The organism is Marinitoga hydrogenitolerans DSM 16785 (assembly GCF_900129175.1).
Classification (GTDB): domain Bacteria; phylum Thermotogota; class Thermotogae; order Petrotogales; family Petrotogaceae; genus Marinitoga; species Marinitoga hydrogenitolerans.
In genome coordinates, this window is sequence record NZ_FQUI01000051.1 from 1 (window position 1) to 14,869 (window position 14,869).

At 24.8% G+C, this 14,869-nt stretch carries 16 protein-coding genes and 1 pseudogene; 13 read left to right on the forward strand and 4 right to left on the reverse strand.

The annotated features are described in order from the left end of the window. Both BUA62_RS10205 and BUA62_RS10210 read left to right on the forward strand, forming a co-directional pair. Positions 1–544: pseudogene (locus tag BUA62_RS10205) on the forward strand (AAA-like domain-containing protein); the annotation flags it as partial. Positions 545–663: 119 nt separating this feature from the next. Then, positions 664–1,197 (forward strand): DUF998 domain-containing protein, encoded by a 534-nt coding sequence (locus BUA62_RS10210; RefSeq protein WP_072865952.1) that lies wholly within the window; start codon positions 664–666, stop codon positions 1,195–1,197. A 235-nt stretch (positions 1,198–1,432) separates the two neighbouring features. Here BUA62_RS10210 and BUA62_RS11575 read toward each other — a convergent pair whose 3' ends face one another. Beyond that, positions 1,433–1,570: a hypothetical protein gene (locus BUA62_RS11575; protein ID WP_159429520.1), complete on the reverse strand. Its 138-nt coding sequence runs from the start codon at positions 1,568–1,570 to the stop codon at positions 1,433–1,435. Positions 1,571–3,088: 1,518 nt separating this feature from the next. Between BUA62_RS11575 and BUA62_RS10215 the strand changes: the two genes are divergently transcribed. From BUA62_RS10215 to BUA62_RS10255, 10 genes are all read left to right on the forward strand, one after another. Continuing rightward, positions 3,089–3,334 (forward strand): PqqD family protein, encoded by a 246-nt coding sequence (locus BUA62_RS10215; protein ID WP_072865953.1) that lies wholly within the window; start codon positions 3,089–3,091, stop codon positions 3,332–3,334. Next, positions 3,327–4,388 (forward strand): radical SAM/SPASM domain-containing protein, encoded by a 1,062-nt coding sequence (locus BUA62_RS10220; protein ID WP_072865954.1) that lies wholly within the window; start codon positions 3,327–3,329, stop codon positions 4,386–4,388. The genes BUA62_RS10215 and BUA62_RS10220 overlap by 8 nt, the downstream gene beginning before the upstream one ends. Beyond that, positions 4,372–5,196 carry a radical SAM/SPASM domain-containing protein gene (locus BUA62_RS10225; protein ID WP_072865955.1) on the forward strand — a complete coding sequence of 275 codons (825 nt, stop codon included), beginning with the start codon at positions 4,372–4,374 and terminating at the stop codon, positions 5,194–5,196. Before BUA62_RS10220 ends, BUA62_RS10225 begins: the two co-directional genes overlap by 17 nt. A gap of 39 nt (positions 5,197–5,235) precedes the next feature. Next, positions 5,236–6,186: an ABC transporter ATP-binding protein gene (locus BUA62_RS10230; protein WP_072865956.1), complete on the forward strand. Its 951-nt coding sequence runs from the start codon at positions 5,236–5,238 to the stop codon at positions 6,184–6,186. A gap of 16 nt (positions 6,187–6,202) precedes the next feature. Further along, positions 6,203–6,970, forward strand: coding sequence for an ABC transporter permease (locus BUA62_RS10235; protein ID WP_072865957.1), 768 nt, complete (start codon positions 6,203–6,205; stop codon positions 6,968–6,970). Beyond that, positions 6,963–7,784, forward strand: coding sequence for an ABC transporter permease (locus tag BUA62_RS10240; RefSeq protein ID WP_072865958.1), 822 nt, complete (start codon positions 6,963–6,965; stop codon positions 7,782–7,784). The genes BUA62_RS10235 and BUA62_RS10240 overlap by 8 nt, the downstream gene beginning before the upstream one ends. Beyond that, the gene (locus BUA62_RS10245; RefSeq protein WP_072865959.1) at positions 7,760–8,254 is read left to right on the forward strand and encodes a nitroreductase family protein; all 495 of its coding nucleotides are present in this window, start codon (positions 7,760–7,762) and stop codon (positions 8,252–8,254) included. Before BUA62_RS10240 ends, BUA62_RS10245 begins: the two co-directional genes overlap by 25 nt. Next, on the forward strand, positions 8,244–8,402 hold the full coding sequence (locus BUA62_RS11580; protein ID WP_159429521.1) for a hypothetical protein: 159 nt from the start codon (positions 8,244–8,246) through the stop codon (positions 8,400–8,402). The genes BUA62_RS10245 and BUA62_RS11580 overlap by 11 nt, the downstream gene beginning before the upstream one ends. 81 nt (positions 8,403–8,483) lie before the next feature. Beyond that, positions 8,484–8,996: a S24/S26 family peptidase gene (locus BUA62_RS10250; RefSeq protein ID WP_072865960.1), complete on the forward strand. Its 513-nt coding sequence runs from the start codon at positions 8,484–8,486 to the stop codon at positions 8,994–8,996. A gap of 55 nt (positions 8,997–9,051) precedes the next feature. Further along, complete coding sequence (locus tag BUA62_RS10255) at positions 9,052–9,777, forward strand: phosphorylase family protein (RefSeq protein WP_072865961.1); 726 nt, start codon at positions 9,052–9,054, stop codon at positions 9,775–9,777. A 423-nt stretch (positions 9,778–10,200) separates the two neighbouring features. Here BUA62_RS10255 and BUA62_RS10260 read toward each other — a convergent pair whose 3' ends face one another. The 3 genes from BUA62_RS10260 to BUA62_RS10275 all read right to left on the reverse strand — a co-directional run bounded on the left by BUA62_RS10260 (position 10,201) and on the right by BUA62_RS10275 (position 14,349). Next, positions 10,201–12,033, reverse strand: coding sequence for a plasmid pRiA4b ORF-3 family protein (locus tag BUA62_RS10260; protein WP_072865962.1), 1,833 nt, complete (start codon positions 12,031–12,033; stop codon positions 10,201–10,203). Between the two features lie 662 nt (positions 12,034–12,695). Continuing rightward, positions 12,696–12,926, reverse strand: coding sequence for a hypothetical protein (locus BUA62_RS10270; RefSeq protein ID WP_072865964.1), 231 nt, complete (start codon positions 12,924–12,926; stop codon positions 12,696–12,698). Between the two features lie 703 nt (positions 12,927–13,629). Beyond that, positions 13,630–14,349 (reverse strand): ATP-binding protein, encoded by a 720-nt coding sequence (locus BUA62_RS10275; protein WP_234970320.1) that lies wholly within the window; start codon positions 14,347–14,349, stop codon positions 13,630–13,632. Between the two features lie 256 nt (positions 14,350–14,605). Here BUA62_RS10275 and BUA62_RS10280 point away from each other — a divergent pair. After that, positions 14,606–14,869, forward strand: a 264-nt coding sequence (locus BUA62_RS10280) for a transposase (RefSeq protein ID WP_072865965.1), incomplete at its 3' end; no start/stop codon positions are given.

Below are 14,869 nucleotides of genomic sequence, written 5' to 3' on the forward strand. Positions count from 1 at the left end.
ACTATACTATAAAGCATTATATGCAAGGTTTAAACCAAAAGTAAATGGAGAAAGAGATTATATAATAAATTTTTATGAGAACTTATCAAAATACTTTACAAAAGACGGAAAGCTAAAAATAAACGAACTTATGAAAAAATATATAGAGTATATAAAAAAACGTGGAGGACAGATGTTTAAAGGAAAAAAATTATATGAAGGAGTATATCAATATAATCTTGATATATTTTTAAATACATATATGGAAGAATTAGGAGGAGAAGTATTAACAGAAGTAGAAGTAGGTGGGGGAAAGATAGATTTACTAATAAGATATAAAGAACAAAAATATCTGATAGAAATAAAAAGAAATCCAGGACCGAAAAAATATGAAAATGCCAAAAAACAATTGTTAGAATACTTAAAGAGAATTGGATTAAAAGAAGGGTGGTTAATAATATACTCTAATGCAATAAAAGATTTTGAATATATAACAGAAGAAGAAAATGGAATAAAATTACATATTTGGTTTATAAAAACAAATTTGAAAGTCCTTCGAAAATGAATTGAAGGGGGGTTATTGGGAACTATCCAAAATTCTACTTAAATTATTAATAGTTGATTAATGATGATTATTGTGAAATAATAGTGATTATCTATATAATTTTTGTGAGGTGCGTCTAAATGAGACGAGCTTTCGGACTATTAAGCATAATAATATTTTTTATTTTTACAAGTGTTAGTATTTTTATTAATAAAAATTGGTGGAATATTCTCAGCTATACTTTCAGCAAACTTGGAAAACCTGCGCTTGCTTTATCGTCATGGATTTTTTCTGTAGGAGTCATAATCGGTGGAATTTTTATGAGTATCCATGGATTTCTTGTTATTTCACACTCCGAAAATAAACTTAAAATTGTTGGAGGCTCTTATGTTATAATATCAGGAATTTTTATGATTCTTTCTGGGGTTTTCTCTGATGGGACGAAATCACACGATTTTATAGCGCTTTCTACATTCTTGTTTTTCTATACTGGAAACCTATTATACGGTCTTGGAAGCTATGACAAGAAGATTAGAAATTGCTTTATAACCATTTTTATTGCCGCAATTGTTGGACTTTTACTCCCAATATGGCCGTCACTCGGGATCCTTGAAGTTTATGGTTTATCTTTGGTTGTTATTGAATGTATACTAATTATCTATGAAAAAGACTAATTTATTTGATGAAAAACTAATAGAATCTCTATTTTATTTGGATTTGTGAAATTTGGAGATATAACATTATAATATGCATTATATATTATATCATCTTTCGTTAATACACAAAATATCGGTAGATTCTTATCGCATTTATTATTTTAATTTAAAAATTTTCATCCTCGATATAAACAGATTGATATTTTAAAAATAATAGTAAATCGTCAAATATCAATGTATAAAAGCTTAATTTTTATACATTTGCCGAAGTAAGCAAATTTGCAACTTTTCTTTTATGATTTAATATGGATTTTAATGTTGGATATCGCGATAATAAATTCAGCAGAACAGGAGAATCTATTTCTGAGAAATAATTTAATAATTCTGGCATATATTTAATCATGCTGTGCAAGCAGAATGATTAGATATTTTTTATTTAGAAATAATCCAATTCTTTATAAAAAACATTCGTTTTTTATAACTGTGTTTTTAAAGATGCAAGGTTTTTAGCAATATTTTTTCTAAATCAACATTAGAATTATCAATGCTATACAATACAACAAGAACTAAATCAAATCATACTAAATAATTATTATACTTAAATATTATTATATGTATTATAATTTTCTATTTTAATTATACACGGTCAAAATCGGGAAAAAGATAAAAAACACCGGGGCAAAATAAAATCCCTGGTGTTTTTTTATGACCTCAATTTTAAATTGATTCTTTTTAAAGCCTCTGCATTTGTGGAGTATTCCTGGAAATAACTGTTTTTCAATTCCATTTGGTTCAAATGTTTTCTTGACAAATAAAGTTTTTGATTATTCGCTCTTTTTTTAGAGAACAGAAAAGTAAACATATCTTACTATTTATAATTCAGTTTATTATTGTTTTATATAAACATATAAATTAAACTTATTTTTAATTGTTTTATTAATATAAATAAATAAAAATTTAATAATAAAAACATAAAAATAGTAACAATTATATAAAATTATCAAATATAAGAAATGAAAAATTTGCTCAGATGTTATTTTTTTTTTGCTAAAATAATTATAAATTGAATAAATGAAAATAAAAATTTTAAATCATATATAATATAAAAATAAATAAGTCAAGAAATTTTGCTATTTTTTCCTAGTTAAAAAAATCACATTATCACTAAAAATAGTCTTAATTATGAAAACAAGAGAATAATCAGTTCTACTAACTTCAGAAGCAGTGCTTAGTAAATGTTAAGGAGAAAGTTATAAATTGAACAAAATCATCCTGCTTACGCAACATGATTTGAAATTTCAGAAATAATAAAGCAATCAATATAATAAAAATAGTAAGGATATAAGTATTAGATTTTATATATTTATTATAAGCAAAATTAAGATAAAAGTGTATAATTTCACCTTATCGAATTAAATAAATAAATAAATAGTTAATTTAATTATATTATACACCAGGGAGGTAAAACCTTTTTCAAGGTAATGTGAAAGTATTGTAAACATAGTACTTTTAGAATTTTGGAAGATAGTAAAAATTAAATCATGAAAGGAGGTGAAAAAATGAAGAGAAATAAAAAAATGAAAAAACCTAAATTTACAGTTGTAGAAATTACTGTGTGTATGAGCAAGACCGGTTGTGTTGTAATTCCTACATAAGTTTATAATGATTTATAAATTAATAGCAGGTTAGAATTATTAACCTGCTATTATTAAATCACATATCAAAAGAGAGAATTAAACTAATAGAAAGAATATTCCTGACAAAGATAAAATTATTTTAAAAAATAAAATTAAAAAAATGAAACGCAAAAGAATAGATAAAAAAGTTTCTCACAAATATTTTGATGCTGGACCATAAGAAAATTTCTTATTAGGTTTATGAGAATAAAAGGTATTGGAGGGATAGCAAAATGAAATTAAAAGATGGTTTAATTTATAGAGAAGAAGATTCTGTTATTTTTGATACAGAAAAAGGTAAATTAATTGAGTTAAATGAATCTGCTAATGAAATAATAAAGCGTTTAAATAATAAAACAAAAAGACAGATTATAGAAGAATTAAAGTGTCTATATCCAGATAGTCTCGAAGAAGAAATAGAAAAGTTCTTTGAAGAATTTATTTCAGATGCCCGAAAGGAAGGTATAATATATGAATAAAATATTTTCCAGTCCAATATTTGTTTGTTGGGATGTTACGTATAGATGTAACTTAAATTGTTTGCACTGTTGCTTTGGGGACAGTAATAACAATAATAATGTGAATAAAGAACTTACAACTTTAGAAGCTAAAAAATTATTTGATGAATTATCGGATTTAAAAATAATTTCCTTTCAATTCGCTGGTGGGGAACCTATGATTAGAAAAGATTTTTTTGAATTAGCCGAATATGTTTGCAAAAAAAATATTATTACAACTGTAGCAACCAATGGTTTATACATAGATAAATATGCTGCTAAAAAAATGAAAAATATAGGAATAAACGGAGTACAAATTAGTCTGGACGGAATTAATGAAGAACAACATGAGTTTATTAGAGGGGAAAATACCTTTTCAAGAACTATAGAAGCAATTCAGCACTTGATAAATGCTAAAATACCAGTTTCAGTAGCTACTTTAGTACACAAGAAAAATGTTGAAGATCTTTATACATTAATTAATTTTCTTAATAGTATTGGTGTGAAAAATATGAGATTGCAGTTTTTATTACTTCAAGGAAATGCTGTTGATAATTTAGGTGAACTATTTGTTGAGTTAAATAAGATAAAAGAAATAATTGATAGAGTTTATAATCATTCTCTTGTTAGACAAAAAAAATTTAATTTGATATTACCGTGTTTTGTTCCCAGTTTAATTGGACAAAAAGTTTTTAATACTAACAAAAGTTCATTCCTAATTAACAATTGTGGTGCAGGCACATGTAATGTAAATATTAATCCTTTTGGAGATGTGACAGCTTGTGGAATTTTAACTGATGAAAAATGGATATGTGGAAATATTCGAGAAAATTCTTTAAAAACCATTTGGAATAAAAGCAAAGGTTTTTCAATATGGAGGCAAGTTATAGAATTAAAAGGGAAATGTAGTTCCTGCGACCTCCTGGATGATTGCAGAGGAGGCTGCAGAGCTAGTGCATATCTTACAACCGGGGATATAAAAGCATCTGATCCATTGTGTTGGAGAGGAGTAGAGGCAAATGAAACGGCCTGTTAGCTGCGAATGGAATATAACAAACTATTGTAATTTGAAATGTTCATTTTGCAGTATGAATTCTACTCATCATAAAGATTTTGAAAACTTAAATATTACCAAAATAAAAGAAGTTGCAAGAAAAATCAAAGAAGTTGGATGTATATATGTTTCATTAAGTGGTGGAGAACCAATGAGTCATCCATTATTTTTTAACATTATCAAAGAACTCAGAAAAAAGAAACTCGAAGTCACTATAACAACCAATGGAACCTTTATTAATCCAAGTAATATTAAAAAACTTGAAAAGTTGGGAATTAAATGGATTCAAATTAGTTTACACGGAAATGACCCAGATATTAACAATAAAATAATGGGAGGAAATGTATATAATGTTATTAGAAAAAGTATAGAATTAGTAAAACATAGTAGTATAGGAATTTCAGTGTCCTCGGTAATAACAAATGAAAACAAAGCATCAATAAGGAAGTTACAAGAAGAATTAAAACTTAAAAATATTACACATATTACAAGAAAATGTATGTTTGTGGGTAGAGCTGCTTTAATTAAAAAAGAATTAAATATTGGTAGAAAGTTTGAAATAGAAAAAATTAGTAAAAATTGTGGATTATTTTTTGCCATAGCGGTTAATGGAGATATTCAACCATGTGGAGAATTTAAAGTAAAATTAGGTAATATATTTGAAGATAACTTAATTGATATTTGGAAAAATAGTCCGATATTAAGGATGTGCAATAAAGGTTCAAGGTGTTTGGCGGAAATATATGAAAATAATAAAAAATTCAGAACGCAGATAAATTCAATGATTTAGATATTAATTTTTATCTAAAATTAATTATGGAGGCATAAAATGGATACCGTAATTAATTGTATGAATATACACAAATCATATATTAAGAAGAAATGGTTTAAAGTTGTAAAAAGAAATGATGTACTAAATAATTTAGATATTAAAATAAAAAAAGGAGAAATTTATGGCTTACTAGGACTTAATGGGGCAGGAAAAACTACTCTTATTAGAATAATCACAGGTATTTTGTTACCAGACAAAGGAAGTGTTGAATTATTTGGAATGAGATACGATAAATATGAAAAAGAAATTAAATCCAGATTAGGAGTTGTTATGGGAGGAGATCGCTCGCTATATTGGAAACTTTCTGCAGAAGAAAATCTGGAATTTTTTGGGACTTTATATAATATACCAAAGAAAAAACTCAGAGAAAATATACAAATGTATTTGGATTATGTAGGTTTAGATGAACATAAAAAAAATCTGGTAGAAACCTATTCTAAAGGTATGAAACAAAGGTTGCTAATAGCCAAATCTTTAATAAGTGAGCCTGAAATTTTGATTTTAGACGAACCAACAGTTGGATTGGACATACAAGTAGCATTTGAATATAGAAAATTATTAAAAAAATTAAATGATGAGCTTGGCTTAACTATATTATTAACTACCCATTATTTACATGAAGCGGAGGAGTTATGCTCCAGAGTAGGTATATTAAAAGGTGGAAAGATCGTTGAAGAAGGAACAATTGATTATTTAAAGAATAAAAATAAAATGGAAGAAGTAATAGAATTTAAGCTAAAATCTGAGATGGATTATAATTTAAAAAAGGAAATTTCCAATCTTGGTATAATAAGTAAATTAACTGCTGATAACCACTTTACATATCAAGTAAAGATTAACAGCATGTATAGAGAACAAATAATTAATTTATTAATCTCTCAAAGTCGTTTACTATACCTAGAGGTAAAAGGGATTACTTTGGAAGATATAGTTTCAACCTATTTTTAAAAAGGGGTTGTTTATCGTGAAACATATATTAGCAACTGCAAAGTCAGAGTTTTTAATTTTAAAGAGGTATCCTCTGAATTTATTTTATACTATAATCTCTACTCTTTTTTTCTTATTACCACTGTTTTATATTACAAAAACTTACAATGTTGAACGAGAACAGTATTTATGGATTTTATCCGGAAGTTTGTTTTGGATGTATATATCGCAGGCATTATGGACTATAGGTCTTTCCCTCAGGAAGGAACAAGAAATAGGCACATTGGAGCAAATCTTTATGTCACCTGCCAATTTGATTTCTATAATAATAGGAAAAAGTTTAGTCACGCTTGGTATTAATAGTTTAACATTATTTGTAGGTGTACTATTAATTAGATATGTTTTTGATTGTCATATTAATTATTTATTAATGGTGATTATTCCAATAATTAGTATGCCAGCTGTTTTTGGATTCTCATATATAATATCTGGTATAGTAATAAAATTTAAAGAAATATTTGCGTTTTTACAGGTTTTAACCGGTCTATTATTTATTTTTAGCGGTGTAAGTCAACCAATAACCTTCTTACCCTATAACTTAGGAAAAGTAAGTAAATTCATAATTTTTGAAAAAATGATTTATATATTTAGACGTGTTATAATTGATTCAGCAACGCTTTCAGAAATCTCTAATGATTTGATATATATATTTATTTATGGATTGATATTAAATATAATTGCTATTTTCATATTCTATTATTTTAAGAAGAAAGTGCTTGAAAATGGAGATGGGTTATATGTTTAATAAGGCATATGTTTTTTTGAAAAAAGAGATGCTTTTTTTGATTAGATATCCAATGCAAATTATGTTTGAAACAATATTGCCTGTAATTAATATGTTACCAGCAATATTTTTAGCAATATATTTAATGTCATCCAATCATATTCAAAATTTTGAAAAAGTGACCGGAACAAAAAATTATTTTGTTTTTATCAGTATTGGGATTGTTTTTTCTATATTCAATTCGATACAAGAACAGACAGGATATCAATTGTCTAAAGAAATGTGGATGGGAACTTTAGAGCAAATCTGGATTACTCCTATAAAAAAGTTTAATTTAATATTAGGGTGGATATTCTTTAGTTTTATAAAGGCGATATTATACACCATCAGTTCAGCAATAATTTTAAAATTTATATTTATATACTTAAATATAAGTTTTAATATTTATAGTTTGCCGTTATTAGCTTTATCCATACTATTATTATTAGCTATTTCAATCTGTAGTGGGATAATTATATGTAGTATTACTCTAAGCATAAAACAAGTAGATTCATTTGTATTTTTAGTAACTGGTGCAATTCCATTATTAAGTGGAATCACATTTCCAATTTCAGTTTTGCCACCAAAAATACAAATAATTTCAAAGATTTTACCAACAACTTATGTATTTGATTTAATCAGATATTCTATTCTAAGAAGTAATACTATATTGGATCCATCTATTGAATTAATTCTGGTTTTCTGTTATGTAATTATTCTTATGATTATATCTGTTTTTATATTCAAACAATTAAAAAGAAGGGTTGAAAAATGTGGAACAATTTATATAATGTAAGAGATAGATTTTATTCCCGTAAAAGCGTGAGAGATTATTTAAATATTAAACTCAACATAGATGTAATCAACGTATTAATTGATATAGGATTTAGTGGTCCTGTTTCAGGAGGATTAAAGTGCGTTTTTATAAGAGAAATAAGTAATAGCAAAGAAAAACGTATTTGTTATAAAGGAGCTTATTATCAAGAACATGTTTTAAAGGCCCCACATATTTTTTTAATTGGATGTAATGATTCAATTATTAAAAAAAAATATAATAGAGAGTATGTAAATGTATTTAGTTGTCAAAATTCTGTTATTGCTGCTCAAAACATTATAATAGCTGCACATGAATTTGGATTGGGAACATGCTTTATAGGAGCTATTAGAAAAGATATACTAGTGGAAGGTTTAAATTTGGACAAAGGATACAACCCTTGGTGTATATTATGTCTAGGTTTAAATAGAGGTGATAATATTGAAATATAAAAATATGGATATGATTATAAAATTTGATAAAGATAACAAAAAATTCATTCTCCTAAAAGAAAATAATGAAATAGTAATGGATATCAAGCAGGTTATAGGATGTATTGTAATATTTAAGGAGATTTTGGAAAAAATAAGTGACAAATAATCTTGGATGTTTTAGCAAGATTTTTTGTTCAGAATAAAAATAAAAGTTAAAATATCTATATGCCTGGGAGAGTGTTGAAAAATGATATATAGTTATTTTATAAAAGATATTATTGCTAATAATGATATCAGTGTTTTTTCTGATGCAAATACTATAAGTATGGAACCATTCATTGTTGGAAAAGTTAAGCTAATTATATCAAATTGCAAAATAAATGATTTAAAAGTGGGCGATATCTGTGTAATAATATTTGATACGGGAGAATTGGTATGCCATAGGGTGATTTTTCATAATAAAAATCAGATTATTACAAAAGGAGATAATGGGATATTCTATGATTGGGCAACATCTGAAAAAGATATTGTTGGAATAGTGAGAAAGGTTGTTTATGATTCTTATTATTTAGATATGACTAATAAGAGAAATCGCCTATTAAATGGAATCATGGTAGTATTATCGAAATTAAAAGTTACAAAGAGATATTACATAAATTCATTTCAAAAAACAAAAAATAATATAATATATTTTTTGCAGAAATTTATAACAAAATTATATAAAAAGTCACTAATTTTTGAGAATTCAAATAATACTTAAGTTATTTTTATTATATTTTGTCTGTACTATAATAACTTGATTTGGAGATGATATTGTGAAAATTAAATGTGGAATTATTTTAGAAAATATTAGTTGGTACAATAAGGTCAAAGAACTGTTTAATTCAAACCCTGATTATGAACTTAAAGAAATTACTCTATATTATGATTATCAAAAAATTATAAAGATAAGGTACAAAGACACACATGAATTTTATATTATAATCGGTTCTGGGGCATCAAATGCTGCATCAAATGCAGAGTTTTTAATAAACTTTAACATTAATTTATTGTTGCGTATTGGAACTGTTGGAGCTCTAACAAATACCTTGAAAGTAGGTGATGTTATAAACATCATTGCCGGAATTAAAGGTGAAGGAGTAACAAAATATTATCTTCCTGAGCAAATTCCTGCAATGGCAAATATTAAATTATTTAAAAGTTTGGGTTCATATCTTGAATCTAGGATGACAATAGTTGATGGCATTGTATTTACTACTGCTGCTAGATTCAAAGAGAATATTGAAGAGTTAAAAAAGATGGTTCAATATAATGTAATAGGTATTGAAATGGAGACAGCAGCCATATTTGGAGTCGGATTGGATAGAGGAATTCCCGCTGGAGCATTGTGCATCGTTAGCGATTCTCCTATAAATGATCAATATGATAGGCCAGGAATTATGAACAAAAAAAGCTATAGTATTGTAGAGGGAAAATTCCAGCAATTATTTTTAGAAGTTATAAACTGGACAAATTCAGTAGAGGGTAATAATTTTAATTAAAAGGTTAAATGTTTTAAAGGAAATACTATTTCGCAAAATAAATAATTCTTCGTATTATTATCCTTAATCTATGTGGATAATAATGTAGATAAAACATATTCCAAGTATTTTAAATATCTTTTGAAAAGTGAATATTACTTAAACTACTGCACAGAAATGTGCACAAAAGGATGAGAGCAAAAAAATTGAATATTCATTAAAAAGAAAAATTCTCAATTAAAATCTAACACAAAAATTATTATAAACACTATGAAATTATAATTCTAACATTTAAATTTCACAAAGTGTATTAATTTTACGAAAAACTAAGAAAAAACTTTATAATTAGCGATATTTTATAATAATCGTATATAATTAGATATTATCAATTTACACAAATTTTGGATAGTCCCTGAATTTGATGTTGATATTTAATTAAAAGTTTTATTTTGAATATCCTTTATAGTCCCATTTTGGAACTATATCTCTAAATCTATTCAATATAGTATCAATTTTTAGAATATTGATTTTAAAACCATTTGCAATTAAAAATGCCATTATTTCCCTGTTAGAATGATTATAATTGATAAGTACAAATATTTCTCTTATTGTATCATTAAGTAGAGTTTTATCTCTTAACGTATCTGTTACAAATGTTCCTAACCTCAATATTTCTTTAAGGGTTTCGACTGTTGCGTTTGAATAAAAGCCAGTATCAATTAATTCTTTTAGATATTTTGTTGAAAATATTTTGTAATCATTTTTTATATATTGTTTTCTAAAATCAATTATATTTTCAAAAATTTCATATGCGGAATTATGAACTATATAATCTATCCCATCTTTTTTTAATATTTCAAAACCACTAAGTTCAGGGAATTTTTTATTTATTTTTTCGAAAAATTCAAGATCTTTTTCTAATATTGTGTCATCAATTAAATCTTTATATTTTCTTCTATTAATTATCTTTAAAAATTTTTCTTTTTCTATAACCCCATATAAAAAAACCAGTTCATTTATAAAGAGTCGTTTATAATCCAATTTATTCATTTTTTCAAAAAAATTTTTCTGTTTTTCAATATATTTTTTCACTTCTTCATAAAAAGTGAAACATATTATCCCTTCTTTTTCACTAATATACCCCATACCACAATCTTGCAAAAAATTAGTTATATTAAACTCTTCAATATTTTCTAAAAAATAAAACCCGTTTTTTTTATATTCTTCATATATATTTCTTATATAAGAATATGAGAATAATAGCTCTATAGTTTCTGGATAATTTTTCAATATTACATTTTTAAGTTTAACTACCGATAAATTTATAGGGACTTTATATCGTTCTTTTATCATATTTCTCTCTTCGATAGATAAAAGATTAAGTCCATTATCTATTGTAATACTTTTTATTAATTTTCTTTTTAAAATATTTTTTATTATTTTTTTATTATTATTATTTTCTGAAAATTCAGAAGTTATATACCAGAATGGGGTTTGAGAAAGTAAAACGTCTTTAATATTATCTAATTCTTTAGCTGGAATTTCCTCACCTTCGTACATTTTTTTTACAATTATCTCGAGTGCTTCAGATATTCCATTAGCACCTCCATCATTATAGGCGTCTTCAAGAATATTAATTAATTTTTTTACAACATCTTCTTGTCCAAAAAAATCATTATTGTTATAATTTTCATCTTCGTCATTCTCATTTGTTTCTGTATTAAACATTTTTTTTAATTCTTTATTTAGTTTTTCAATATCAAATTTTTCTGGATCATAATCTTCAGCCCATTCAAGTAATTCTTCATCGGCATCTTCTGGATTATTTAATGCTTCTAAAATAGAATAATACCCACCTATACCGCCACAATCTTCTAAAGGGGCAGCTCTTTCGCCTTTAATACATATAGGATAATTTGCATCTTCATTCTTTTCACCTATTACTTCAATATTTACAATCCAATTGTCTCCAAAATCATATTTGTATTTTATTTTATTTTTAGTTTCCAACACCGTTTCTAGTTTTATAGCTTTATCAAGTTGATTTTTATTGTCAGAAAAAAGTGGCATTTCATTTGGAATATATGAAAATTCAGGAACGATTTTTATATTATCAGTAACTTCAAATTCATAAAGATGAGTATTATCCCAATCAAAAGCTAATTGTATAATATTATGAAGATCAAAAAAATTCATATCCTTTCTTACGGATATTATTCTATAAATTTCTGGTTTTATATTTTCTATTTCGATTTTTAAAATAAAGTTATTTCCCATATTTTTTATCCTTTCTATATAATAATATTTTTTCTCTATATTTATAAATTCATATATTTTTATTACAATACCTTTGATAAACTTTCAAAATAATAATTTCTTCTTTTAATCATTACTACTCTCTACTTTTTATATTATACCATAATTATTATATTTTTATAAAAAATTTGAATTCTTATGACCATGTATATTATATACTATACAAATTTAATCCCTGCAAATCAAAATGCCAGGAATTTATTTCCCGGCATTTTTAATATTATTTATTTTTTCTGGTATAATTCCATATTAACAACAAAATAATCCATTAAGAATTTAAAAATCAAAATACCCATGGATTGCTTATATGTGAAATGTGAAAAATATCCATAAATATAAAATACAACACCATATAAAAAAACAGAAATTATAAAATTCTTAAAATTTCTCTTATTCTTTTTCGTTCCCATATATTTTTCTCTGATTATTGCAATTATTATAATCATAATACTGGTTAATAAAAATTTAAGAGATATAATAGAAGGATATTTATATGTAAAAGGAAATTTTGTAGTCAAAAAACTTGGCATCAGATACCAATAAAAAAAAATTCAAAAATAGTGTATAATATTGTAGCTTTATCTTTCTTAACCAATAAAAATATTTTTTTTATATCAATCACCTCAATAAGTATATAATACTTTTTTAAATTCTATTTTAGTTGAAAAAATTTCGTATCCTGCTATATAAAAATCAATGTTATATAATCCTAAAAATTTTTGTGTATTTTGTTTAAATACTACTGTAATGTTTTTATTTGGATTTGTGAAATCTGGAGATATAACATTATAATATGCATTATATATTATATCACCTTTTGTTAATACACAAAATATCGGTAGATTCTTATTCATTTATTATTTTAATTCAAAAATTTTTATTCTCGATATCAACAGTGTTAAAATAATTTTCCAATGTTTTTTATATTATATAATGTATTTTACTATATATATTGAATAATAAGATATGTTTTAGAAATATTTATTTTTTCTTTGATATATTGTATATTATATAATACACTTTATATATCGTTGTTATAAATTATGTATTACATATTATACAATATATAACATATTTATATTAAAACAATTTTACAAACATGGATTATCAAAACTTATATAATATATAGTTATATTCTAATATATAAAATTCTAGTATATTTTATATAGATAAATTATATTTATAATATGACATATGGAAGATATACAGTTTATAAAATATATACAATGTATAAAATTACTTCTGAAAAAACTGTGTATTTTCAAAAAAGTATATCATTTATTTTAAAAATTACTACTTTTATAAACGCTAAAAATACATAATAACGTCTATTTTATGCTTTATTAAGGCTTTTTTATTAACTTCGGTAAATTTTGATTTACCGAAGTAAGGGGAGGAGATTATCAATCTATACTGCTAAAAAATTTATTTATTTAAAATCTGCGATTTTAGACACTATAAAAAAATCGGATGATTATTTTATCATCCGATTAATAAAACACCTTTTATATCTCAAAATTCTTTTTAAGAAAATGTTACACACAAATTATTTATAATTTAATGAATACCATCACTATTCTTTAAAATTTTCCATCCTTTTTCGGCTGTGAATTCAATGAGAATTACTTTTTCTTCTTCTAATAACCTTATTAAATTTTCTTCAAATCCACTTTTTGAAACAAGAATAAAATTATCTATCTCCATCTTCAATCTTTCTGTTTTAAGTTTTAGATTATAAAAATCCTTTACATTCATCTTTCTATTTCTCCATTTTATTTCAGCTGCATAAATTTTATTATCAAAATCCTTCCCCATCATATCAATTTCAATATCCTTATTCCAATAATTGCCTGCTTCAATTAAATTAAATTTTTCTTTTAAATAATTTATACTCTGTTTTTCAAATTCAAAGGATACATATTGTGGTAAATCTTTTTTTATAACTTCCAGAACATTTGAGTAGTCATTTAAATCCACATTTTCCTTATATGGAAAAATATATCTATACCAGAAATTAAATAACTGATCATCTATCTTATACAAAAAATTTTTTATTCTATGTGGATTTTTTGTAAATGCTGGATATATTCTTTTTACTATCTTTAAAAGTTGAAGGGATTTTAAATAAGGTTGTATTTTCCTGGAGTCTTTTTCTCCAATAAATGTTGTTATTTCATTGATCCTTGTCTTTCCGTTAGCGAGCGCTTCAAGAATAGATTGATATACAGAAGTTTCCCTTAATTCTTGAGTTAAAATAAAATATGGTTCTTCTTTCAATGGAGCACCAAGCGTTAAAAATAGCTTTTCTATATTCTCAAAAATATCAAGATTATTATCCCATAATTGTAAATAATATGGAATACCTCCTATAATTGAATAAATACCATCTTCAAAAATTCTAAAACCCTATTGTCTACAATACCTTCATATTATCTTCTTAAGAGGTTTGCCTCCCTGGTGTATAATATAATTGGTTAAATTATAGTTTAATTCGGTAAAATTAAACTATACACTTTTACAGGGAGGTTAAACCATGAGTAATAATCCTAAACAATTTTATCTCGATTTTGTCTATGATGAATATATGAAATCTAATTCTTCTTTTGCTTATATCCTTACCATTTTTGATTATATTGACTGGTCTCTTGTTCCTGAGATTAAAAACCCTGGTGTTGGTAGAACTGGTTATTCTCCTGTTTCTATGATTAAAGCTATCTTAATTAAAATTATTAAAAATCTTAATTCTACTTCTGATCTTATTGATGAACTTTATTCTAATCCTTATTTAGCCCAAGCT

What these genes read in the sequence shown, in the direction of transcription:
- BUA62_RS10210 (WP_072865952.1), top strand. Translation starts at nt 664, where the DNA reads ATGAGACGAGCTTTCGGACTATTAAGCATAATAATATTTTTTATTTTT.
- BUA62_RS11575 (WP_159429520.1), bottom strand. Translation starts at nt 1,570, where the DNA reads ATGCCAGAATTATTAAATTATTTCTCAGAAATAGATTCTCCTGTTCTG.
- BUA62_RS10215 (WP_072865953.1), top strand. Translation starts at nt 3,089, where the DNA reads ATGAAATTAAAAGATGGTTTAATTTATAGAGAAGAAGATTCTGTTATT.
- BUA62_RS10220 (WP_072865954.1), top strand. Translation starts at nt 3,327, where the DNA reads ATGAATAAAATATTTTCCAGTCCAATATTTGTTTGTTGGGATGTTACG.
- BUA62_RS10225 (WP_072865955.1), top strand. Translation starts at nt 4,372, where the DNA reads ATGAAACGGCCTGTTAGCTGCGAATGGAATATAACAAACTATTGTAAT.
- BUA62_RS10230 (WP_072865956.1), top strand. Translation starts at nt 5,236, where the DNA reads ATGGATACCGTAATTAATTGTATGAATATACACAAATCATATATTAAG.
- BUA62_RS10240 (WP_072865958.1), top strand. Translation starts at nt 6,963, where the DNA reads ATGTTTAATAAGGCATATGTTTTTTTGAAAAAAGAGATGCTTTTTTTG.
- BUA62_RS10245 (WP_072865959.1), top strand. Translation starts at nt 7,760, where the DNA reads ATGTGGAACAATTTATATAATGTAAGAGATAGATTTTATTCCCGTAAA.
- BUA62_RS10250 (WP_072865960.1), top strand. Translation starts at nt 8,484, where the DNA reads ATGATATATAGTTATTTTATAAAAGATATTATTGCTAATAATGATATC.
- BUA62_RS10260 (WP_072865962.1), bottom strand. Translation starts at nt 12,033, where the DNA reads ATGGGAAATAACTTTATTTTAAAAATCGAAATAGAAAATATAAAACCA.
- BUA62_RS10270 (WP_072865964.1), bottom strand. Translation starts at nt 12,926, where the DNA reads ATGAATAAGAATCTACCGATATTTTGTGTATTAACAAAAGGTGATATA.